Genomic DNA, 22,124 nt, shown 5'->3' on the forward strand with positions numbered 1-22,124 from the left:
GTCCATCGGCGTCAATGGGTACGCGGACAGTGACTGGCCGTCAGCCGACCACGGCGTTGTGTTCCCGCTTCGCCTGACCGTGGCAGGAGGCCAACCGGGCCAGTAGGTGATCGAGCTGCTCGGCACTCTGGCTCTGCACCAGGCCGATGCTCACGGTCACCGGACGCTGGGGCAGCAGGCTGGCGTCGGCGATCTCAAGACGCAGCCGCTCGGCAATCTCCAGGCCGCTCAACCGATCGGTCTGGGAGAGCATCAGGATGAAGCCGTCTTCGTCCCAACGGGCGAAGGGATCTTCCCGACGCAGCTCGCGGCGCACGATGCGGGCCAGCTTGGCCAGCATGGCGTCGCAGGCCGCCTCCCCGAACAACTGCAGGATCTTGCTGCGGTGATCCACGCTGAACTGCAGCAGACAGAAACTGCCGCTCTCGCTGGCCAGCCGTTCATCCAGCAACAGCTCGAAGTGGCTGCGGCTCTCGAGGCCGGTGAGGGGATCCGTGTCGTGGCGATCCTCCAGGGGCGCCATGGCGGCATCCAGATGGCGAACCACCCCCAGCAGTTGACCCCCTTCGTCGCGACGGACCCGCTCCTCCAGCCGGATGTAATGGCCCTGATGGTGCAGGATGCGGTACTCGAGTCGAAGCCCGTTGCTGCGCCCTTGCTGACAGGCCTCCAGGGCCTCTGCCAGACGGGGAGCATCATCCGGATGTACCCGATCCAGCCAGCCGAGATCTCCCAGCTCGCCCCTCTCCAGACCCAGCAGTTGCAGACAGGAAGGGTCCCGCTTCAGACCCTGCCCGGCCGACCAGGTCCAGATCCCGGCCTCCAACATCGCCATGGCCTGTGCCATCAGCGTCACCTCAAGGGGAGTGGTGACCTCAACCCCGGGAGTCTCATACCTTTCCATCACGCGCCTCGAAACCGGATCTGAATATCTGTCCAAGCAATCACACTCAATAAGTAACATTGGTGCTGGCGCCGAGCAACCGCGCCAGCATCGCTGGCCTCGCACCTCTCGCCTCTGGTGGTCCGCCATCAGCGGCCTGCCAGCCTCCAGCTACAAAGTGGAACCCGACGTCACGCCACCTTGCCCTGATAGCCTGCCATCAGCGCCTGCCAGTTCTCCGGCACGAAGTGGAAGCTGGTGTGCAGTTGCGACTCCTTGTTGAAGGAGCGCAGCAACCGCTCCAGGTTGGCCTGCTGCCAGTTGCCGGGGGAGCGGATGGCACCTTTGTCGAAGTCGATCACCCACACCTTGACCTCCTTGTCGAGCAGCAGGTTGTGGCTGTTGAGATCCGCATGATAGACCCCTGCATCGTGCAACTGGCGCACCGTTTTGCCTATCTTGTGCCACACCTCACCGACGATCGGCCCCTGCTTGAGCAGGGCCACCAGATCCTTGGCGCCGCGAATGCGCTCGATCAGGATGTCGGCCCGATAGAAGGGTCCCTGCTTGACCATGCGGGCCGCAAAGGGGCGCGGCACCGGCAGCCCCTGTTCACTCAGGGTCGCCAGCAGACGATATTCAGCCATGGCCCGGCTGCTCTCCACCCCCTCAAACCAGAACCGGTCACGCACCAGCTTGCCCACCATGCCGCCACGGTAGTAGTGACGCAGCACCAAGTGGCGGGATTCATCCTTCACGAACCAGGTCACCCCGCGGCCGATGGAAGAGCCCACCACCTGGCGATGGGTCTGCCACCAGACAGGATCGAACAAGGCAGGGGAAGGATCGCGGAAGACTCCGTCGGCATACCAGCAGACCTGGTTGTGGGTGGTGTGTGTCAGCATGATGAGAATTCCGGTCGATAGTGAGTGCAAGGCATCCATTCAGAAAGCCGTGCCGGTCGGGCAACCGGCGCAATTTTACAATCCACAGGGGAGTTTGCATAATGCCATCCATCCATTTTGCCATCGTTGCGCCACATCATGCCGCTGTTCCAAACGCCGCCCTCCTCCATCTGCATCCTGCGGCTCTCCGCCATCGGAGATTGCTGCCACGCGCTGGCGCTGGTGCGCGTCATCCAGCGGGAGTGGCCCCAGACCCGCATCACCTGGATCACCGGCAAGATTGAGGCGACCCTGTTCGCCGATCTGCCGGGGGTCGAGGTCATTCCCTTCGACAAGAGCAAGGGGTGGCGCGGCTATCGCGATCTCTGGCAGACCCTCAAGGGGCGCAGGTTCGATGCCCTGCTCCACCTGCAGGCCGCCATGCGCGCTAGCATCGCCACCCTCGGCATCAAGGCCAAGGTCAAACTCGGGTTTGATCGGGAGCGCGCCAGCGACGGTCAGTGGCTGTTCACCAACCATCGGGTCCCCTCACCCGCCTCCCCCCACGTGCTGGACGGCTTTCTCGCCTTCGCCAAAGAGCTCGGGATAAAAGATCTGACCCCGGACTGGCAACTGCCCATCAGCGCCGAGCACCAGGCCTGGGCGAAGGAGAAAATTGGCGGCAAGCCGACCCTGCTCATCTGCGCCGCTGCCAGCAAGGCATTCAAGAATTGGACTGCCGCCGGCTATGCCGCGCTGGCGGATCACGCCGCAGACAAGGGCTTTCAGGTCTATCTGTGTGGCGGACCGGCCAGGCTGGAGCGGGATCTCGCCGCCGAGATCCAGCGCCTCAGCCAGAGCAAGCCGGAAGATTTGGTGGGGCAGACCAGCCTCAAGCAATTGCTGGCGCTGATTGGCGAGGCGAGCCTGGTGCTGGCCCCGGATACCGGCCCTGCCCACATGGCCACCCTGGTGGGAACACCCGTGATCGGCCTCTACGCCCACCACAACCCGGAGCGTACCGGCCCCTATCTGTGCCGGGATTATCTGGTCAGCGTCTATCAGGAACTGATTGAGCAGGAGACCGGCAAGCCGCTGGCCGAGCTCGGCTGGCGCACCCGCCTCAAGGATCCGGACGCCATGGCCAAGATAAGCCGCGAGCGGGTCATCGCCGCCTTCGACCGCCTCTGTACCGACAAGCATCTTCTACCGACCCAGGGCAACTCGTAAATTCCGAGCCCTGGCGCAGGGATAATCTGATGGCCCGGCCCCGGCTCCGTGGGCAGAATGGCCCTCTATGCGGGTAACGCCCGCACAGCAAGCTACGGATATTTTGATCGGCTGGAATATGATTCCGGCCGTTTTTTTATCCGCCCCCATCTGCTAACATTCGCCGCCTTTACATCCTCCTGACTCTGATTCCTCCGCGCATTGCGAGCAACCGTCTCCCTTATCGGGCACAAGACGGCGGCCTCTGCTACAACCAAAGCGCGGATCATCGCTTAAAGGTACAGACATGGCGCAACAAGGCACTCTCTATATCATCTCTTCCCCGAGCGGGGCCGGTAAGTCCAGCCTGCTCAATGCCTTGCTGACCCAGCACAACGCCGCCGGCAAGATGCAGCTATCGGTTTCCCACACCACCCGCGCCACCCGTCCCGGTGAAGAGCACGGGGTGCACTACCACTTCGTCAAGGTGGAAGAGTTCAAGGCGCTGATCGAGCGCGGTGACTTTCTGGAGTGGGCAGAAGTCTTCGGCAACTACTACGGCACTTCCCGCGCCGCCATCGAGGCCTGTCTGGCGCAGGGCATCGACGTCTTCCTCGACATCGACTGGCAGGGTGCCCGCCAGATCCGCGAACTGATGCCGACCAAGTCCATCTTCATCCTGCCCCCCAGCCGCGAGGAGCTGGAGCGCCGCCTGATCGGCCGCGGCCAGGACAGCGCCGAGGTGATCAAGGGCCGGATGGAGAAAGCCATTGCCGAAATGGTGCACTACGACGAGTATGACTATGTCATCATCAATGAAGACTTTGAGCAGGCACTGTTCCAGCTCAGGGCCATCATAGAGTGCCAGCGCCTGGAAATGCGTCAGCAACAGCAGGCCCAGCAAAACTTGCTGAAACAGCTACTGGCAGAGTAAGCCAAAAACAAGTAAACTTTTGCGTCATTTTTAAACACCGCTTTTTCAATCACAGAAAGCCCAAACACTGGAGTCCCGCATGGCCCGCGTTACTGTAGAAGATGCTGTAAAACAGGTAGGTAACCGTTTTGACCTGGTGCTGGTCGCCGCGCGCCGCGCTCGTCAAATCGCGGTACAAGGCAAGGATCCCCTGGTCGACGAAGAGAACGACAAGCCGACCGTGATCGCCCTGCGCGAGATCGAACTGGGTCTGGTCAACAACCAGGTGATGGATACTCAGGACCGCTACGAGCAGCAAGAGCAGGAAGCCGCCGAGCTGGCTGCCGTTGCTGCCATCGCAGAAGGTCGCGGCTAAGTCAGTCGCTTCCCATAGTCGGCGCCCGCCCGGGTGCCGGCTGTTCTCCCCATTTACAACCGCTCGAAAACCTCGCAAACTCGAGGGCATACCCTCAATTTCACGGATTGCCGTTTAACCGCTGCGGGGACTGTCTTGTATTTATTTGAAAATCTTAAAGAAATAGCCAGTTCCTACCTGCCACCCGAGCAGGTTGAGAAGCTCAGGCAAGCCTATGTGGTAGCCCGTGATGCTCACCAGGGACAGATGCGTTCCAGTGGTGAACCCTACATCACCCACCCCGTTGCCGTGGCCCGCATCCTGGGCGACATGCGCCTCGATCATGAGACTCTGATGGCTGCCGTGCTGCACGACGTCATCGAAGATACCCCTGTCACCAAGGACGATCTTGCCGAGCAGTTTGGCAACGCCGTCGCCGAGCTGGTCTCCGGTGTCTCCAAGCTCGACAAGCTGAAGTTCCGCGATCGCAAGGAAGCCCAGGTCGAGAACTTCCGCAAGATGATGATGGCCATGACCCAGGACATCCGGGTCATCCTGATCAAGCTGGCCGACCGCACTCACAACATGCGTACCCTCGGCTCCTTGCGACCGGACAAGCGCCGCCGCATCGCCCGGGAAACCCTCGAGATTTTCGCCCCCATCGCCAACCGCCTCGGTATTCACACCATGAAGAACGAGCTGGAAGAGCTCGGTTTCGAGGCGCTCTACCCCATGCGCTCCCGGGTGCTGCGGGAATCGGTACGCCGCGCCCGTGGCAACCGGCGCGAGATCATCGACTCCATCCAGAGCGAGATTGAGGGGCGTCTGCGGGAAGCCGGTATCGATGCCCAGGTAAGCGGACGCGAGAAGAACCTGTTCTCCATCTACAACAAGATGGAGAAGAAAGAACTGCAATTCCACGAAGTGATGGATATCTATGCTTTCAGAGTGAGAGTGAAAGACATAGACACCTGCTACCGGGTGCTTGGGCAGATGCACAGCCTCTACAAGCCGCGCCCCGGTCGCTTCAAGGACTACATCGCCATCCCCAAGACCAACGGCTACCAGTCCCTGCACACGTCCTTGGTGGGGCCCCACGGGGTACCGGTGGAGGTGCAGATCCGCACCGAGTTCATGGACCAGATGGCCGACAAGGGCGTCGCCGCCCACTGGGCCTACAAGCAGGATGGGGACAGCTCGGGCACCACGGCCCAGATCCGCGCCCAGCGCTGGATGCAGAGCCTGCTGGAGCTGCAACAGAGCGCCGGCAGCTCCTTCGAGTTCATCGAGGGAGTCAAGACCGACCTCTTCCCCGACGAGATCTACGTCTTCACACCGGAGGGCCGCATCATGGAGCTGCCCGCCGGCGCCACCCCGGTGGACTTCGCCTACACGGTGCACACAGACATCGGTCATGCCTGCGTCGGTTCCCGGGTCGACCGCCACCCCTATCCGCTGAGCAGCCCGCTGCACTCCGGTCAGACGGTGGAGATCATCACGGCCCCCGGCGCCCGCCCGAACGCGGCCTGGCTCAACTTCGTGGTGACCACCAAGGCGCGCTCCAAGATACGTCAGTTCCTCAAGAACCTGCGCACCGAAGAGTCTGTGGTGCTGGGACGCCGCCTGCTCAACCATGCCCTCGGCGCCAAGAACATCGAAGACATCCCGGAAGCCCGCGTCAAGCAGGTGCTGGCCGACACCAAACACGAGAACCTGCAGGGGCTGCTGGCCGACGTGGGCCTTGGCAACGCCATGAGCGTCATGGTGGCACGCCGCATGCTGGGAGATGAACTGCCGCCGGAAGAGCAGCCCAAATCCACCAGCAAAAAGATGCCGATCAAGGGGGCCGACGGCATGCTGGTCACCTTCGCCAACTGCTGCCGTCCCATCCCGGGGGATGCCATCATCGCCCACATCAGCCCGGGCAAGGGACTGGTGATCCACCAGGAGTCCTGCCGCAACATCAAGGGCTACAGCCGCGAACCGGACAAATACCTGCCGGTGCAGTGGGAGGTGGACAAGGAGCAGGAGCAGGAATTCCGCACCGGCATCAGCATCGAGATCGTCAACCACCAGGGCGCCCTGGCGGAGCTGGCCAACGTGATTGCCGCCACCGGCGCCAACATCCACGCCATCAGCACCGAGGAGAAAGATGGCCGGGTTTATGTGGTCACCCTGCTCATCACCACCAAGAGCCGGATCCACCTCGCCAACATCATGCGCAAGATCCGGGTCATGCCCAACGTGCTCAGGGTGAGCCGACAGAAAAACTGAACACAGGCGGCGCAAGCCGCCTGCTGCTTTTCAAGAGATACCCAGGGCCCCATGCCGCAGGCCACCAGCCTTGTTGCATGCACCGGCCTCACGACATAGAAACCGACATGACTCCTGAACGCTTCAAACGCATTTCCGACATGCTGGCCCAGCGCCAGCTCGACCTGACCGTCTGCATGGAAGAGGTTCATAAACCTCACAACCTGGCCGCCATCGTGCGCACTGCCGATGCCATCGGTATCCACCGGGTGCACGCGGTCTGGCCCAAGAGCTGGATCCACAAGCGCAAGGGCACCGCCCGCGGCAGCCAGAACTGGGTGGACGTGAAGCTGCACCCGGATATCGGCAGCGCGGTGGCCGAACTCAAGGCCTCCGGCATGCAGATCCTGGCGACCCACCTCTCCGACAGCTCGGTGGACTTTCGTGCCATCGACTACACCAGACCCACCGCCATCCTGGTGGGCCAGGAGAAGCACGGCATCGGCGAAGAGGCGCTGGCCCTGGCCGATCACCATATCGTCATCCCCATGGTGGGCATGGTGCAGTCCCTCAACGTCTCGGTGGCCGCCGCCGCCATCCTCTACGAGGCCCAGCGCCAGCGCGAACTGGCCGGCTGTTATCAGCGCGGCTGCCCACTCACGCCCGAAGAGCAGAACACCATCTTGTTCGAGGGGGGCTATCCCGTCTATGCCCAGCTCTGCAAGGAGAAAGAGATGCCCTACCCCCAGCTCGGTCCGGCCGGCGAGATCCTGGCGGACGAACGCTGGTGGCAGCAGATGCAGCTGACCCGCAAGGGCTGGGCCGCCCATCAATCGGATGATCCTTCGGAAGAGTACACTGATGAAGCTTAACCACCTGCCCCTGCTGGCCCTGACCCTGTTTTCTGCCGGAGCCCTTGCCGTGAGCAATCCTTACCAGCTGACCACTGAAGCCGACGTTCCCGCCCTCTATCAGCAGACCCTGCCCGACTTCTGGCGCCAGCATGCCGTCGAGGGGGAGTTCAAGGGCAAGGACGGGGTCACCCTCCGCTATGCCGCCCTGCGCCAGCCCAAGATCGATCGCGCCATCCTCATCGTCAACGGCCGGGTCGAGAGCTACCTCAAGTATCAGGAGCTGGCCTGGGATCTCTGGCGCCAGGGTTACAGCCTCTACCTCATCGATCATCGCGGCCAGGGAATGTCAGACCGCATGCTGGCCGACAAAGAGAAGGGGTATGTCGACCAGTTCGACGACTATGTCGCCGATCTCAAACAGTTTCATGACGAAGTGATTGTACCGGACAAGCCTGCCAAGCTGTTCCTGCTGGCCCACTCCATGGGGGGGGCCATCTCGGCCCGCTATCTGGAACGCTGGCCGAACGACATCCAGGCGGCGGTGCTCTCCTCCCCCATGATGGGCATCAACCTCGGCGGCCTGCCCAAGTGGCTGGCCAAGGGGTTGGCGGCCACCATCGGCACGGTCGGCGGCTGGGTGGGTGAGCCCCCCTACGGCCCGAGTCAGGGACCCTATGAGGATCACGGCTTTGCCGACAACGAGCTGACCCACAGCACGGCGCGTTATCAGGCCTTCCGCCAGATCTACGAACAGCATCCCCAGGTCAGGCTGGGGGGCGCCACCGCCCACTGGATCCATCAGGCCATCACAGGATCGGACGCGGCCGTAGCCGACGCAGGCACCATCAAGACGCCGCTGCTGCTGCTGCAGGCCGGCGAGGACAGCGTGGTGGACAACGCCGCCCAGGAGGCCTTCTGCGCCAAGGCCCAATGTGAAGGGGGCAAGCCGCTGCGCATCGACGGGGCCTGGCACGAGCTCTTCATCGAGGCGGATCCCCAGCGCCAGGCCGCGCTCAATACGACCCTGGCCTTCTTCGCGCGCTACTGACGCGACCAGAAGGGGCTGGTTATTTTTTGGATCCCTAAATAAATGGGGTGACGGCAGACGCTGGGGTACACTCCCCCGGCGTTCAATTGAAGTCGAGGTAATGATGTTCAAGGTAGTTGTGTCCGATCTCGATGGTACCCTGCTCAACGGGCAGCACCAGATCTCCTCCCGCACCCGGGATACCCTGCACCGCCTGGTCGATCAGGGCGTCAAGTTCGTGGTCGCCACCGGCCGTCACCATGTGGATGTACGCAGCATCCGCGATGCACTGGGGCTGGATATCTACCTCATTACCTCCAACGGCGCCGTGGTACACGACAAGCAGGATCAGCTGGTCTACAACCAGGCGCTGCCGAGCACGGTGGCGGCCGAGCTGATCGCCATGGAACGCGACCCGTCCATCCACATCAACGTCTACTACGGCGACGAGTGGCTGGTGGAAGAGGAGCTGCCCTGGTTGCTGCAGTTCCATCACGACTCCGGCTTCAGCTACCGCCTGGCGGATCTGGCCAACCACCCGAAGGACAGGGTCAACAAGGTGTTCTACATCGGCGACCACGACAAGCTGCTGAAGATAGAGGCGCACCTCAACCAGCAATATGGTGATCGGATCAACGTCACCTTCTCCCTGCCTGACTGCCTCGAGGTGATGCACGCCGGCGTGCACAAGGGCAATGCCGTGCGCGCCGTGCTGGAGCAGCACGGGCTGGAGATGTCACAGGCAGTGGCCTTTGGCGATGGCATGAACGACCTCGAGATGCTGAGCATGGTGGGCCGTGGCGTGGTCATGGGCAACGCCCACGATCGCCTCAAACAGGCCCTGCCAGAGCACGAACAGACCCTCACTTCCGATGAAGATGGCGTTGCCGTCTATCTGGAGAACCTGTTCGCCTCCCAGACCCGCTGATACGGTACTCCCGTCGCGGATCGAAAAAGGGTGGCCACATGGGCCACCCTTTTTGCTTCTCGCTCTCTTGTCACCACGTCAGTGCCGGGTGCATCAGACGGTTCAACAGCGTGCCGGATGGCGTCCACTCAAAGCTCTGGTTGGCGCCGCCATAGCATTCGGCGAGGCGCAGGGGGACGGCCGGCTTGTGACGGCGACCCGCCACATCCAGGCACAGTGACACCTGCCGATTGAACAGACGATCCCCCTGCCACAGCCATTGATGGCTCTCCTCCCGGCACGCCTCCATCCCCAGACCATCCTCCCCTTTGGCGACCAGGCAATCCCCGGCCAGTTGCAGGGCACCGACATCCCAGCTGAATGATTGGTTCGATTGCTGATCACAGGGCTGAGTCAGCAGACGGCCCTGCTCGCTCAGGGTCACGCAGAAGCCACCACTGGTTACCAAGGTGGCCTCGAGTTCCGCCTTTGGCTTGGGGGCGGCGCCCATCAGAAGAGCTTCCGGTTTCGGCTGCAGGGCGCAACCACCCAGCAGCAGTGCGGCCATGGCCAGCACGGAGAGTTGAAGAGAAGTGATATGGTGATGCATAGGCCTTGTATCTGGTCCGTGCCCGAGCGTCCCCTGTCTCGCGGCTCCGGGCCCCAGCATAGCGAACTCGTGGCGAACAGGCGCCTGAAGAAGTGTAAAAAGACGTGACAGGAAAAAGCGGAAGAGAAACGCCAAAAAGCAAAAACCCCGCCTGAGCGGGGTTTTCAAATGTGGTCGGTGATAAAGGATTCGAACCTTTGACCCTCTGGTCCCAAACCAGATGCGCTACCGGGCTGCGCTAATCACCGAGGGGTATTCTAAAAACACAAAGATGACCATCTGGTCATCCTCGTCATACAGCAAGTATGGTGCGAAGAGAGGGACTCGAACCCTCACACCCGGGGGGCACTAACACCTGAAGCTAGCGCGTCTACCAATTCCGCCACCTTCGCGTACCTGACAAGCTGTAAAATGGGGTGGCTGATGGGGCTCGAACCCACGACAACCGGAATCACAATCCGGGACTCTACCAACTGAGCTACAGCCACCACAGCTGTTTTCGTTCTTCAACACGCCCGTTTAACCGGCGCACTTTTGATGGTGCGCCCGACAGGATTCGAACCTGTGACCTCTGCCTCCGGAGGGCAGCGCTCTATCCAGCTGAGCTACGGGCGCTACGCTGTCGAACGGGGCGCATTATTGATGATGATGCCGACCTTGTCTACTCTTTTTTTGACACAAAGAATCAAGTGCCTGTTTTTCAATCACTTCCGCCCCTTTTCAACTATTTTTGTTTTGTTCAGGCTGGATCCAGCAATTCCCCACTACTTTTTGAATCCCTCACCCCATAGGGTCAGAGATGATGGGCAATGCTTGACTTGCCTTTGCGCCCACCTAGAATGAATGAACATTCATTCAGTCGTTGACCTCTGATAACCATGGATAAGAAAGAACGTATTTTCGAAGCAGCTCACGAGATCCTCGGCGAGCAGGGCTTCTACGGCCTTTCCATTGCCGTGGTCGCCAAGAAAGCCAAGGTGGCGGCAGGCACCATCTATCGCTATTTCAGCGACAAGGATGACCTGATCCGCCAGCTCTATCAGCACACTATCCTCAAGTGTCATCCCCTGGTCATGGAAGGTGTGCAGATAGAAGAGGTGTCCTATGAGCAGTATCGACGCCTCTGGCTCAACATCGATGCCATCTTCACCAGCTACCCCAATGCACTCAAGTGCAAATTGCAGTACGAAAGTTCTCCATTGGGGGCTGAATTGGAGCGGGATCCGGTCATAATGGCGACGTGGGCGCCACTTGAGCGCTTCTTTGAGCAAGGACGCCAACAGGGACTCTTCATCGATCTCCCCATTCTGGTGTTGCAAGCATTGAGTCTGGATTGCGTGGCCAACCTGGCACAGCAGCGCCGGGTTCACGATTTCGAATTGACGCAGGAACAGCTGGAGACGGTCATCCGGGCCAGCTGGAATGCCATTTTAAACCCTAATGTTTCCATCACAGGAGCCTGTTCATGAAAAAGTGGATGGCCATCATGTTGCTGATAGCACTCGCCCTGTTTGGCAGTGTCATCGGCTTCAATATGTTCAAGCAGAAGAAGATTGCAGAGTTCATGGCCAATCGGCCCGAGCCCGAGTTCCCGGTCACCGCCATGGTCACCAAGGCGCAGGACTGGGTCCCCACCATTGAAGCCATCGGCTTCATCGAGCCGAACCAGGGGGTCACCCTCTCCAGCGAGCTGTCAGGCACCATCGACAGCATCCGGTTCGAATCGGGGGCACATGTCAAAGCGGATCAACTGCTGCTGAGCCTGGACTCCAGTGTGGAAAAAGCCAATCTGAACTCTTCCCAGGCCAGACTGCCGGCAGCCAGGGCCAAGTTCGAGCGCTACAAGAACCTCTATCAGAAGAACTCCATCTCCCGTGACCAGCTGGATGATGCCGAGGCAAGCTACCGCTCCCTGGAGGCGGACATCGAAAGTCTGAAGGCCACCATCGCCCGTCGTGAGGTGCGTGCCCCCTTCAGCGGCGCCGTGGGCCTGCGCAACGTCTTCCTCGGCCAGTATCTGGAACCGGGTACCCAGATTGTGCGCCTCGAAGACACCAGCGTGATGCGCCTGCGCTTCACCGTGCCCCAGACCGACATCTCCAAAATCACCCTGGGACAGACCATCAAGATCAACGTGGATGCCTATCCCCAGACCCAGTTTGACGGCCAGATCACAGCCATCGAGCCCGCGGTCAACTATCAGAGCGGCCTGATCCAGGTGCAGGCAGACATTCCGAACAACGACGGCCAGCTCCGTTCCGGCATGTTCGCCCGCGCCAGCATCATACTGCCCACGGTGAAAGACCAGATCGTGATCCCGCAGTCCGCCATATCCTTCACCCTCTATGGCGAGAACGTCTACGTCATTCACGAGGCTGACGGCGTGAAACGCGCCAAGCAGGTGGTGGTCAAGGCAGGTGAGCGTCGCGGCAACGATGTCCATGTGCTGTCCGGCATCAAGGCTGGCGATCAAATCGTGCTGTCGGGTCAGGTTCGCCTGAGCAACGATACCAAGGTGCACGTGGTCGAGAACGATGCCCTTGCCGTTCCGGCACAAACCCCGATGCTGTAAGCGCGGAGAGCTGCGATGCGATTTACTGACATATTCATAAAACGGCCTGTGCTGGCGATCTCGCTCAGCTTCCTGATAGCCCTGCTGGGCTTCCAGGCCATCTTCAAGATGCAGGTGCGTGAATACCCCGAGGTGATCAATACCGTCATCACGGTCAACACCAGCTACTATGGCGCCAGTGCGGATCTGATCCAGGGCTTCATCACCCAGCCCCTGGAGCAGGCGGTCGCCCAGGCCGACAACATCGACTTCATGACCTCCTCGAGCCAGCTGGGCAGTTCCACGGTGACGGCGTACATGAAGCTCAACACCGATCCGAACGCCGCGCTGTCCGACATCCTGGCCAAGGTCAACTCGGTGCGTTCCCAGTTGCCCAAAGAGGCGGAAGACCCTTCGGTCACCTCCTCCACCGGCTCCACCACGGCGGTGCTCTACATGGGCTTCACCAGCCCGGAGCTCAACTCCAGCCAGATCACCGACTACCTGGAGCGGGTCATCAAGCCCCAGCTGTTTACCGTGGGCGGGGTCTCCAAGGTGGATCTGTATGGCGGGGTCGAATTCGCCCTGCGGGTGTGGCTGGATCCGGCCAAGATGGCCGCCTTTGACCTGACCTCAAGCGACGTGATGACGGTGCTCAACAGCAACAACTATCAGTCCGCGACCGGCCAGGCCACCGGCTATTTCACCCTGTTCAACGGCAACGCCGAGACCCAGGTCGGCAACATCGAAGAGCTCAAGCGTCTTGTGGTCGCCACCCGCGACAGCAAGGTGATCCGTCTCTCCGACATCGCCAAGGTCTCCCTGGAGAAAAGCCACGACATCTATCGCGCCAGCGCCAACGGCCGCGAGGCCGTAGTTCTGGCCATCAACGCAGCCCCGACAGCCAACCCCATCAACATCGCCCACGATGTGCTGGAGCTGCTGCCGAGCCTGAAGCGCAACATGCCGAGCACCATGCAGGTGAACGTCCTGTATGACTCCACCATCGCCATCAACGAATCCATCCACGAGGTCATCAAGACCATACTGGAGGCGGCCGCCATCGTACTGGTGGTGATCACCCTGTTCCTCGGTTCGTTCCGGGCGGTCATCATCCCCATCATCACCATTCCCCTGAGCCTCATCGGCGTCGTGATGATGATGGACATGTTCGGCTTCTCCATAAACCTCATGACCCTGCTGGCGATGGTGCTGGCCATCGGTCTGGTGGTGGATGACGCCATCGTGGTGCTGGAGAACGTCGACCGTCACATCAAGGAAGGGGAAGAGCCGTTCCGGGCCGCCATCATAGGTACCCGGGAGATCGCCGTGCCCGTCATCGCCATGACGGTCACCCTGGCGGCGGTGTATGCGCCCATCGCCCTGATGGGGGGCATCACCGGCTCCCTGTTCAAGGAGTTCGCGCTGACCCTGGCGGGCGCCGTGTTCGTCTCGGGCATCATCGCCCTGACCCTGTCGCCCATGATGTGCGCCAAGATGCTCAGGGCCAACGAGGAGCCCGGCAAGTTCGAGCGTACCGTGCACGATCTGCTGGACCGGATGACGGCCCGCTACGACGCCATGCTCCATGCCGTGATGCAAAAGCGCATCGTGGTCATCCTGTTTGCCGTCATCGTGTTCGCCAGCCTGCCGCTGCTGTTCAAGTTCATTCCGAGCGAGCTGGCCCCGTCCGAGGACAAAGGCGTCATGGCTGTGCTGGGGACGGCACCTTCCAACGCCAACCTGGACTACATCGAAAACACCATGGCGGACGTGAACAAAGTCCTGGACGACCAGCCGGAGATTGCTTACTCCCAGGTCTTCTCGGGGGTGTTCAACTCCAACCAGGCGTTCGGTATCGCCTCCATGGTGCCCTGGAGCCAGCGTGAAGCGAGCCAGAAAGAGGTGCTGGATCGGGTCGCCGGTCTGGTGAAGGACATCCCCGGGATGGCCATCACCACCTTCCAGTTCCCGGAACTGCCGGGGGCCTCGAGCGGTCTGCCCATCCAGTTCGTCATCACCACCCCGAACAGCTTCGAGAGCCTGTTCCTGATCGCGGGTGAGATGCTGGCGGCAACCCAGGCCAACGGCCAGTTCGTCTATTCGGATCTCGATCTGAACTACGACTCGGCCACCATGAAGATCAGCATCGACAAGGACAAGGCGGGTGCCTACGGCATCACCATGCAGGACATCGGCATCACCATGGGCACCATGATGGCGGACGGTTACGTCAACCGTATCGACCTGGATGGCCGCTCCTACGAGGTGATCCCGCAGGTGGAGCGCAAGTTCCGTCTCAACCCCGAGTCCATCAAGGGGTACTACGTGCGTGCCGCCGACGGCAAATCGATCCCGCTGGGCAGCCTGATCAAGATTGAAGTGAAGGGAGAGCCCCGTGCCCTGCCCCACTTCAACCAGCTGAACTCCGCCACCATCGGCGCCGTGCCGGCACCGGGCGTGGCCATGGGGGATGCGATCAACTGGTTCAAGGCGACCGCGGAAGAGAAGCTGCCCCAAGGCTATCGTTACGACTTCATGGGGGAAGCCCGCCAGTTCGTGACCGAAGGGAATGCGCTCTACGCCACCTTCGCCCTGGCCCTGGCCATCATCTTCCTGGTGCTGGCGATCCAGTTCGAATCCGTGCGTGACCCGCTGGTCATCATGGTGTCGGTGCCGCTGGCCATCAGTGGCGCACTGATCGCCCTGGCGTGGGGCATGGCCACCATGAACATCTACTCCCAGGTCGGTCTCATCACCCTCGTCGGTCTGATTACCAAGCACGGTATTCTGATCTGCGAGGTGGCGAAGGAGGAGCAGCTGCTGCATGGTCTGAACCGGATGCAAGCCGTGATGCAGGCTGCCAAGGTCCGTCTGCGCCCCATCCTGATGACCACGGCGGCGATGATCGCAGGCCTTATCCCGCTGCTCTATGCCTCGGGTGCGGGGGCGGCACAGCGCTTCAGCATCGGCATCGTCATCGTGGCGGGTCTGGCCATCGGCACCCTGTTCACCCTGTTCGTGTTGCCGGTCATCTACACCTTCCTGGCATCCGAACACAAGCCGCTGCCGGAATTCGACGAATCCATCCCGGCAAAAGCCAAGGGCGGTCACTGATCCCAGCCCACACAAAAAAGGCCCCGAAAGGGGCCTTATTTTTATCCATTGGATGACACACGACATAAGTCCATGAAGCAGTTAAACTAAACCGCACTCAATCCAGACCGCAAGGACGCCATGTCAGGAATCTTCTCCAAGGCCGTCGGCCTTAACGGACTCTCTTATCGTCTGCTTTCCTACATTCTGATCTGCAGTACGGTGCTGGCACTGCTCATCACCGTGCTTCAGCTCGCCTGGGACTACAACAAGGATGTGACCGTCATCGAGGCCAGCATCGGCCAGATCGAGGCCTCCTTCCTGCAACCCATCTCGGCCAGTCTCTGGAACCTGGATGAAGAGCAGGTGAAGGTGCAGATCGAGGGCATCATGAACCTGCCCAACATGCAGTTCGTCATGGTCAAGGAGATGCTGGGCAATTCGGAAGTGCCCCTGCTCACCCAGGGGGTGGAGCAGCCCCAATACGACATCTCCCGCGAGTTCACCCTGAGCTATCAGGGGGAAGTGGTCGGCAAGCTGTTCGTCGCCGCCTCCCTGGAGCAGGTCTACCAGCGCCTCATCGAGAAATCCGTGCTGATCCTGGTCAGCCAGACCATCAAGACCCTGGTCGTCTCGTTCTGCATCCTGGTCATCATCTACTATCTGGTGATCCGTCATATCAACCGCATCGTCAGCTATGCCCAGAAACTGAGCCTGGATCGCCTCGCGGTGGAGCTGACCCTGGAAGGTCGCCCCCTGCCCCGCAAGTCCCCTGACGAATTCGATACCCTGGCCGCCACCCTCAACCAGATGCGCACCCGGCTGAACGACGAGTTCACGGCCCGCCATCAGGCCGCCGATCAGCTCCAGCAGGAGCGGGACTTCTCCGCCACCCTGATCAACTCCGCCAACATGGTCATCTGCTGCATGGAGCCGGATCTCAACATCGCCAGCATCAACCCTGCGGCCATCCTGCTGACCGGCTATCACCACCAGGAGCTGTTGCAGCACAACTGGCTGGATCTCTTCGTCAGCAAGGAGCAGCGTGACGAGCTGGCCGCCACCCTGGCCGAGCAGGGCGCTCTGGAGGACAGGGAGATCACCATGCACGACCAGCAGGGCAACGAGCTGGTACTGCAGTGGACCTTCGCTCCCTTTTACGAGGGGCCCAACCTCAAGTACCTGATTGGCTTTGGTTATGACATCACCCCCCTCAAAAAGGTCGAGCGGGAGATCACCCTGTTCAACGAGCAGCTGGAAGGCAAGGTGGCGGAACGCACCCGCAGCCTGAGCGATGCCAACGACCAGCTGGGCAAGGCCTATGACGATCTCAAGCAGGCCCAGCAGACCCTGGTGGAGTCGGAGAAAATGGCCTCCCTCGGTTCCCTGGTTGCCGGCGTGGCCCACGAGATCAACACCCCCATCGGCATCAGCGTCACCGCCTCCTCCTACCTGCAGGAGCGGGTGGCCGACTTCAAGCAGCATATCGAGGCCAAGCAGCTCTCCCGCACCTACCTCAACGAATTCACCCAGAATCTCGACGAGTCGATGCAACTGCTGCAAGGCAACCTGAGACGCGCCTCCGAACTCATCGCCAGCTTCAAGCAGGTAGCGGTCGATCAGTCCTCCGAGGCCCGCTACAACTTCAGCCTCGCCGACAACCTGCATCAGGTGGTGGTCTCCCTCGGCTACAAGCTCAAGAAGGCCCAGTGCGAGGTGGACATCCAGTGCGATCCCAAGCTGAGCATCTACTCCTTCCCGGGCAGCTTCACCCAGATCTATTCCAACCTGATCCTCAACTCCATCCATCACGGTTTCGATGGCTGGGACAGGCCCAGAAAGATCACCATCCAGGTGGCGCAGCAGGGAGACGAGCTGGTCATCGACTACAGTGACAACGGCCGCGGCATCCCCCCGGAGATATTGCCGCGCATCTTCGATCCCTTCGTCACCTCCAAGCGGGGCCAGGGTGGCAGCGGGCTCGGCACTCACATCATCTACAACCTGGTGGTCCAGCTGCTGCGCGGCCGCATCCACTGCGCCAGCGAACCGGGCCAGGGCGCCCAGTTCCACATTCGCCTGCCCATCCAGCAGAACTGAGCACCGGCTCTTGTGAGCCGGCCGCTTTATCCCCATCATGCTGTGACTGCATTCTTAACGAGCGGAGAACCTCGCAATGGCACAGCATTTTGACTACATCGCCATCGGTGGCGGCAGCGGCGGCATCGCCTCGGCCAACCGGGCAGCCATGTACGGCAAGAAAGTCGCCCTGATCGAAGCCAAAGAGCTGGGTGGCACCTGCGTCAACGTCGGCTGCGTACCGAAGAAGGCCATGTGGTATGCAGGCCAGATCGCCGATGCCCTGAAATATGGCGCCGACTACGGCTTCGACACCACGCTCAACCACTTCAGCTGGGCCAAGCTGGTCGAATCCCGTCAGGCCTATATCGGGCGCATTCACCAGTCCTACCAGAACGTGTTGGGCAAGAACCAGATCACCGTCATCAAGGGCTTCGCCCGCTTCGTCGACAGCAATACCGTCGAGGTGAACGGCGAGCACTACAGCGCCGATCACATCCTGATTGCCACCGGCGGCCGCCCCGAGGTCCCGACCATTCCGGGCGCCGAACTGGGTATCGACTCCGACGGTTTCTTCGACCTGCAAAGCCAGCCCAAACGGGTTGCCGTGGTGGGTGCCGGCTATATCGCCGTGGAGATCGCAGGCGTGATGCAGGCACTTGGCTCCGAGACCCATCTGGTGGTGCGCAAGCATGCGCCGCTGCGCAACTTCGACCCCATGATCCACGAGACCCTGGTGGAGATCATGGCGCAGGAAGGGCCCAAGCTGCACACCCACGCCATTCCCAAGGCCGTCATCAAGAACGCAGACGACAGCCTGACCCTGCAACTGGAAGATGGTCGCCACCTCACCGTGGACTGCCTCATCTGGGCCATCGGTCGCGTGCCTGCCACCGACAACCTCAATCTGGCTGCCACCGGCATCACCCTGGACGAGAAGGGCTTCATCCCCACCGACAAGTTCCAGAACACCGCCGTCGCCAACCTCTATGCCGTCGGTGACAACACCGGCCGCATCCAGCTCACCCCGGTGGCTGTCGCGGCAGGCCGCCGCCTCTCGGAGCGGCTGTTCAACAACAAGCCGGGTGAGCACCTCAATTACGATCTGGTGCCGACTGTGGTGTTCAGCCACCCGCCCATCGGCACCATCGGCCTGACCGAGCCGGAAGCCGTCGCCGAATACGGTGAAGATCAGGTCAAGGTCTACCGCAGCCAGTTCACCGCCATGTATTCGGCGCTGACCCAGCATCGCCAGCCCACCCGGATGAAACTGGTCTGCGTCGGGCCGGAAGAGAAGGTGGTCGGCCTGCACGGCATCGGCTTCGCCATGGACGAAATCCTGCAAGGCTTCGGCGTCGCCATGAAGATGGGCGCCACCAAGGCGGACTTCGACAACTGTGTCGCCATCCATCCGACCAGCGCGGAAGAGTTTGTGACCATGCGCTAGCAGCACAGAAAGCAGGCCTGATCCTCATCAGGCCTGCTTCAATAACTGCGTGCTCCTAACATCCCACCAATACAAGAGAGTTTGTCACCATGTGACAAGCAAGCCTTGGCTCAAGTCGGTCACCATCAGGTCTCTTTGCATATTGCTATCGAACAGTACCGTCCTGCTACGACGACGGCCCGATTAGATGGATGAGGAACATATTTCCTCACGTTGCGTTCAAATGTGGCCTTAACCCTGTGTTTGATATCGCTCGGCGGCATGGGCTTGGCGAAGATCCGACATCAGCCCTTGACGTGCCTCATCCAGAACGGTCCAGCGTTCGGCGACATGAAGCGGCGGAATCGTCACCAACTCGCGGCGGTCGAACCCGACCAGTGCGGCATCAACCAGCTCACCTACCTCCATCACCTCGGGGAGAGTGTTGACATCCACGCCTGCATGCTCCCAGATTTCAGTGCGGGTTGCTGCTGGCAGTACCGCTTGCACGTAAACCCCCTGAGGCGAGAGTTCATGGGCCAGCCCCTGTGACAAAAACAGCACATAGGCTTTGGTCGCACCGTAGATTGAGACACCGAACTCGGGAGAAAACCCCACTACTGAACCAATGTTGACGATGCTCCCCGTACCGGATTGTGCAAGGCGCGGTGCGATCGCTGCGGCGAGCCGCGTCAATGCAGTGATGTTCAGTGCGATCTGGGTTTCGATTGCCTCGGGAGATTGATCCAGAAAACGTCCGGATTGCGGCATGCCTGCATTGTTAATGAGGATGCCGATCTGAGTGTCACTCCTCAGCCGATCTTCCAGTATCGGCAAGTCCACAGGGTTGGTCAGGTCAGCCTGCAGCACCTCAACGGCTATCTGATGTTGCTCACGCAGGCGCATGGCCAACGTATCCAGACGCGACTTGTTGCGCGCAACAAGAACAAGGTCGTGGCCGCGACGAGCAAAACGTTCGGCATAGGTGGCACCGATACCGCTGGAGGCGCCGGTGATAAAGACGGTCGGAAGTGTGGTCATGAATTTTTCCTCGATAAGGATGGTGTGGGTAAACGAACTACCATGGCTACGTTCACATCTTTATATTGACGACGACCTTGCCCCTGGCGTGTCCCTGAGCAAGGTATTCAAGCGCCTCTTTGGCCTGGTCGAACGGGAAGACCTTGTCGATGATCGGCTTGATCCGTTGCGTCTCGAGCAGCTCGCCGATTTCGGTGAGCTGCTCTCCATCGGGACGCACAAACAGGAACGAGTAGGCGACATCTCGCTTTTTCGCCCGCGACCTGATTTTTCTGCTCATCAACCCGAACAGGAGCCGCAGCACGATATTCAGGCCTCTGGTACGAGCAAATGGGGCATCCAGCGGGCCGGTGAGGGAGATAATCTTGCTGCCCGGCTTGAGGATATCGATGGCTTTTTCGATCGCATCTCCCCTGACGGTCCCCAGTACGGCGTCGTAGCCGTGCAGTTGGTCCTCAAATGCCTGCCGCTTGTAATCGACCACCTCATCGGCCCCCAGCTCGCGCACCAGTTCGATGTTACCGCTACTGACGGTGGTGCCCACCTTGGCCCCCAGCAGCTTGGCCAGCTGGATAGCAAAGGTGCCGATGCCACCGGATCCGGCAGGGATAAACACCTTTTGGCCAGCCTGCAGATTGGCGCGCTCCTTCAGTGCTTGCCATGAGGTGAGCCCGACCATCGGGATCGAGGCGGCTTGCACGAAATCCAGATTGGCTGGTTTCAACGCCGCTGCGTGCTCAGGCACCACCGCGAATTCGGCCAGCGATCCGTTACCGCGCTCGAAAATACTGGCGAAGACGGCATCCCCCGGTTTGAAACGGGTCACCTGACTGCCAACCTCGGTCACGACACCGGCCAGATCGCTGCCCAGTGTGGCGGGAAGCTGAAAATGAAGCACCGGTTTGAACATGCCGGTCGGAATCATGTTGTCGATCGGGTTCAGGCCAGCGGCATACACCTGAACCAGCATTTCGTCCGCCTTCAGTGCGGGACGGGGAATATCCGTGAACCCGATCTCCGGCGACTTGCCATAGCGTTTGAATGTGAGTGCTTTCATGGTCAATTCATCCTTGGCAGTGCATTGGGGTCGGGTCGCATCATCCGCTAGGAACGCCAGCACCTCAGGCACAAAGGTCCGATAGTGCTGGAAGATGCCACCGTGCCCTGAGTCGGGGTAAAGCGTGAGTCGGGCATTCGGCAACCGGCGAGCCAGATCCGCAGAAAGCCTGCTGTCGACCATCAGGTCATGGTCACCATTGGCCACGAACACCGGTTGAGTAATGACCGAGAGATCATCCGGCACACTCAATCCAGCTGTCCGTATTGCCTTGAGCTGGGCATGTCTGGCCTGCAGAGTGATGGACTTGTCGCGGTCAGTCGTGCGTTCTTTCAAACGTGAGAAGTAATCCTTTGCCGCCCGCTTGCCATCCGGGGTGCGAGGAAAAAACAGGAAGTGCCGCGGATCACTCAGAGTAAGTGCCGCCTTGAGGTAAGCGCTGACGGCAATTGTATTGATCTCGTCGATACCGCCACCGCCCCTGGGCCCCGTTCCCGCAAGCACAACCCGACGCACCAGCTCCGGAGCCTGCAAGACCACCATTTGTGCCACACCACCGCCCAGCGAAAACCCGAGCAGATCGACCTGCGACAATCCCATGGCTCTAATAAAGGCGATGGCATCACGCCCCATCTCCTCGATGGTATGCGGAACCACACCACCCGAAGCGCCGACCCCGCGATTATCAAAAGCGATGACTCTGCGTTTCGCCGCGATGCCATCGATGACACGTGGATCCCAGTCATCAAGCACCGCCATCAGATGGTGCAAAAAGATCACCGGCACATTGCTATCAGGGCCAAGCACCCGATAGGCAAAGGATGTTCCGTCAACGTCTATTGTGCGGGTCTGCGCATCTTTCCACTGTATATCCCCCACCTGCCGCATTGCTGTGACTGGGTTCTGACCGGCAGGTCCCCCGGTTGTCGGGATGATACCGGTCTTGTTTTTCCCCATAGCCGAGAGCTCCTTGTTGGAT

Annotated in this window: 17 protein-coding genes and 4 tRNA genes; 12 read left to right on the top strand and 9 right to left on the bottom strand. The window is 60.6% G+C overall.

Going from position 1 to position 22,124, the window contains the following annotated elements; translation table 11 throughout:
* Positions 1-40 precede the first annotated feature (40 nt).
* Entirely contained in the window at positions 41-904 is an 864-nt protein-coding gene (locus tag AB5Y93_RS00440) for a GGDEF domain-containing protein (protein WP_368228623.1), read from the bottom strand.
* 170 nt (positions 905-1,074) lie between these two features.
* Positions 1,075-1,788, bottom strand: a complete 714-nt coding sequence (locus tag AB5Y93_RS00445) for a 3-deoxy-D-manno-octulosonic acid kinase (RefSeq protein WP_368228624.1) — start codon at positions 1,786-1,788, stop codon at positions 1,075-1,077.
* A gap of 138 nt (positions 1,789-1,926) precedes the next feature.
* Here AB5Y93_RS00445 and AB5Y93_RS00450 point away from each other — a divergent pair, with 138 nt between their 5' ends.
* The 7 genes from AB5Y93_RS00450 to AB5Y93_RS00480 all read left to right on the top strand — a co-directional run bounded on the left by AB5Y93_RS00450 (position 1,927) and on the right by AB5Y93_RS00480 (position 9,306).
* Positions 1,927-2,997 carry a glycosyltransferase family 9 protein gene (locus AB5Y93_RS00450; RefSeq protein WP_368228625.1) on the top strand — a complete coding sequence of 357 codons (1,071 nt, stop codon included), beginning with the start codon at positions 1,927-1,929 and terminating at the stop codon, positions 2,995-2,997.
* Positions 2,998-3,283: 286 nt separating this feature from the next.
* Positions 3,284-3,910 carry a guanylate kinase gene (gene gmk, locus AB5Y93_RS00455; RefSeq protein ID WP_161470538.1) on the top strand — a complete coding sequence of 209 codons (627 nt, stop codon included), beginning with the start codon at positions 3,284-3,286 and terminating at the stop codon, positions 3,908-3,910.
* Between the two features lie 79 nt (positions 3,911-3,989).
* Positions 3,990-4,265: a DNA-directed RNA polymerase subunit omega gene (rpoZ, locus tag AB5Y93_RS00460; protein ID WP_005307060.1), complete on the top strand. Its 276-nt coding sequence runs from the start codon at positions 3,990-3,992 to the stop codon at positions 4,263-4,265.
* A 135-nt stretch (positions 4,266-4,400) separates the two neighbouring features.
* Positions 4,401-6,518 (top strand): bifunctional GTP diphosphokinase/guanosine-3',5'-bis pyrophosphate 3'-pyrophosphohydrolase, encoded by a 2,118-nt coding sequence (spoT, locus tag AB5Y93_RS00465; RefSeq protein ID WP_039040667.1) that lies wholly within the window; start codon positions 4,401-4,403, stop codon positions 6,516-6,518.
* Between the two features lie 107 nt (positions 6,519-6,625).
* The gene (gene trmH / locus AB5Y93_RS00470) at positions 6,626-7,369 is read left to right on the top strand and encodes a tRNA (guanosine(18)-2'-O)-methyltransferase TrmH (RefSeq protein WP_185367323.1); all 744 of its coding nucleotides are present in this window, start codon (positions 6,626-6,628) and stop codon (positions 7,367-7,369) included.
* Positions 7,359-8,399 (top strand): alpha/beta fold hydrolase, encoded by a 1,041-nt coding sequence (locus tag AB5Y93_RS00475; protein ID WP_368228626.1) that lies wholly within the window; start codon positions 7,359-7,361, stop codon positions 8,397-8,399. Before trmH ends, AB5Y93_RS00475 begins: the two co-directional genes overlap by 11 nt.
* A 103-nt stretch (positions 8,400-8,502) precedes the next feature.
* Positions 8,503-9,306, top strand: a complete 804-nt coding sequence (locus tag AB5Y93_RS00480; protein WP_368228627.1) for a Cof-type HAD-IIB family hydrolase — start codon at positions 8,503-8,505, stop codon at positions 9,304-9,306.
* A gap of 70 nt (positions 9,307-9,376) precedes the next feature.
* On the opposite strand, the gene AB5Y93_RS00485 is transcribed toward AB5Y93_RS00480, so the two are convergent.
* From AB5Y93_RS00485 to AB5Y93_RS00505, 5 genes are all read right to left on the bottom strand, one after another.
* Complete coding sequence (locus AB5Y93_RS00485; protein ID WP_368228628.1) at positions 9,377-9,895, bottom strand: lectin; 519 nt, start codon at positions 9,893-9,895, stop codon at positions 9,377-9,379.
* Between the two features lie 171 nt (positions 9,896-10,066).
* Positions 10,067-10,143, bottom strand: a tRNA-Pro gene (locus AB5Y93_RS00490).
* 58 nt (positions 10,144-10,201) lie between these two features.
* Positions 10,202-10,287 (bottom strand) — tRNA-Leu (locus AB5Y93_RS00495).
* Positions 10,288-10,307: 20 nt separating this feature from the next.
* Positions 10,308-10,383, bottom strand: a tRNA-His gene (locus tag AB5Y93_RS00500).
* Between the two features lie 50 nt (positions 10,384-10,433).
* Positions 10,434-10,510: transfer RNA gene (locus tag AB5Y93_RS00505), tRNA-Arg, on the bottom strand.
* A 263-nt stretch (positions 10,511-10,773) separates the two neighbouring features.
* Between AB5Y93_RS00505 and AB5Y93_RS00510 the strand changes: the two genes are divergently transcribed.
* From AB5Y93_RS00510 to gorA, 5 genes are all read left to right on the top strand, one after another.
* On the top strand, positions 10,774-11,364 hold the full coding sequence (locus AB5Y93_RS00510) for a TetR/AcrR family transcriptional regulator (protein ID WP_042864666.1): 591 nt from the start codon (positions 10,774-10,776) through the stop codon (positions 11,362-11,364).
* Complete coding sequence (locus AB5Y93_RS00515) at positions 11,361-12,467, top strand: efflux RND transporter periplasmic adaptor subunit (RefSeq protein WP_201902165.1); 1,107 nt, start codon at positions 11,361-11,363, stop codon at positions 12,465-12,467. Before AB5Y93_RS00510 ends, AB5Y93_RS00515 begins: the two co-directional genes overlap by 4 nt.
* Positions 12,468-12,482: 15 nt before the next feature.
* Entirely contained in the window at positions 12,483-15,563 is a 3,081-nt protein-coding gene (locus AB5Y93_RS00520) for a multidrug efflux RND transporter permease subunit (RefSeq protein ID WP_039040660.1), read from the top strand.
* A gap of 120 nt (positions 15,564-15,683) precedes the next feature.
* Positions 15,684-17,642 carry an ATP-binding protein gene (locus tag AB5Y93_RS00525; RefSeq protein ID WP_039040659.1) on the top strand — a complete coding sequence of 653 codons (1,959 nt, stop codon included), beginning with the start codon at positions 15,684-15,686 and terminating at the stop codon, positions 17,640-17,642.
* Between the two features lie 76 nt (positions 17,643-17,718).
* A complete protein-coding gene (gene gorA, locus AB5Y93_RS00530; protein ID WP_368228629.1) occupies positions 17,719-19,068 on the top strand; it encodes a glutathione-disulfide reductase in 1,350 nt (449 codons plus the stop codon).
* Positions 19,069-19,299: 231 nt separating this feature from the next.
* Here the strand turns inward: gorA and AB5Y93_RS00535 are convergent, their stop codons facing one another.
* Together AB5Y93_RS00535 and AB5Y93_RS00540 are read right to left on the bottom strand one after the other, a co-directional pair.
* Entirely contained in the window at positions 19,300-20,088 is a 789-nt protein-coding gene (locus AB5Y93_RS00535; protein ID WP_368228630.1) for an SDR family NAD(P)-dependent oxidoreductase, read from the bottom strand.
* Positions 20,089-20,140: 52 nt separating this feature from the next.
* A complete protein-coding gene (locus tag AB5Y93_RS00540) occupies positions 20,141-22,102 on the bottom strand; it encodes an alpha/beta fold hydrolase (RefSeq protein WP_368228631.1) in 1,962 nt (653 codons plus the stop codon).
* Positions 22,103-22,124 lie beyond the last annotated feature (22 nt).

Source organism: Aeromonas sp. R10-1, assembly GCF_040908465.1.
Taxonomy (GTDB): Bacteria; Pseudomonadota; Gammaproteobacteria; order Enterobacterales; family Aeromonadaceae; genus Aeromonas; species Aeromonas caviae.

What these genes read in the sequence shown, in the direction of transcription:
- AB5Y93_RS00440 (WP_368228623.1), bottom strand. Translation starts at nt 904, where the DNA reads ATGGAAAGGTATGAGACTCCCGGGGTTGAGGTCACCACTCCCCTTGAG.
- AB5Y93_RS00445 (WP_368228624.1), bottom strand. Translation starts at nt 1,788, where the DNA reads ATGCTGACACACACCACCCACAACCAGGTCTGCTGGTATGCCGACGGA.
- AB5Y93_RS00450 (WP_368228625.1), top strand. Translation starts at nt 1,927, where the DNA reads ATGCCGCTGTTCCAAACGCCGCCCTCCTCCATCTGCATCCTGCGGCTC.
- gmk (WP_161470538.1), top strand. Translation starts at nt 3,284, where the DNA reads ATGGCGCAACAAGGCACTCTCTATATCATCTCTTCCCCGAGCGGGGCC.
- rpoZ (WP_005307060.1), top strand. Translation starts at nt 3,990, where the DNA reads ATGGCCCGCGTTACTGTAGAAGATGCTGTAAAACAGGTAGGTAACCGT.
- trmH (WP_185367323.1), top strand. Translation starts at nt 6,626, where the DNA reads ATGACTCCTGAACGCTTCAAACGCATTTCCGACATGCTGGCCCAGCGC.
- AB5Y93_RS00475 (WP_368228626.1), top strand. Translation starts at nt 7,359, where the DNA reads ATGAAGCTTAACCACCTGCCCCTGCTGGCCCTGACCCTGTTTTCTGCC.
- AB5Y93_RS00480 (WP_368228627.1), top strand. Translation starts at nt 8,503, where the DNA reads ATGTTCAAGGTAGTTGTGTCCGATCTCGATGGTACCCTGCTCAACGGG.
- AB5Y93_RS00485 (WP_368228628.1), bottom strand. Translation starts at nt 9,895, where the DNA reads ATGCATCACCATATCACTTCTCTTCAACTCTCCGTGCTGGCCATGGCC.
- AB5Y93_RS00510 (WP_042864666.1), top strand. Translation starts at nt 10,774, where the DNA reads ATGGATAAGAAAGAACGTATTTTCGAAGCAGCTCACGAGATCCTCGGC.
- AB5Y93_RS00515 (WP_201902165.1), top strand. Translation starts at nt 11,361, where the DNA reads ATGAAAAAGTGGATGGCCATCATGTTGCTGATAGCACTCGCCCTGTTT.
- AB5Y93_RS00520 (WP_039040660.1), top strand. Translation starts at nt 12,483, where the DNA reads ATGCGATTTACTGACATATTCATAAAACGGCCTGTGCTGGCGATCTCG.
- AB5Y93_RS00525 (WP_039040659.1), top strand. Translation starts at nt 15,684, where the DNA reads ATGTCAGGAATCTTCTCCAAGGCCGTCGGCCTTAACGGACTCTCTTAT.
- gorA (WP_368228629.1), top strand. Translation starts at nt 17,719, where the DNA reads ATGGCACAGCATTTTGACTACATCGCCATCGGTGGCGGCAGCGGCGGC.
- AB5Y93_RS00535 (WP_368228630.1), bottom strand. Translation starts at nt 20,088, where the DNA reads ATGACCACACTTCCGACCGTCTTTATCACCGGCGCCTCCAGCGGTATC.
- AB5Y93_RS00540 (WP_368228631.1), bottom strand. Translation starts at nt 22,102, where the DNA reads ATGGGGAAAAACAAGACCGGTATCATCCCGACAACCGGGGGACCTGCC.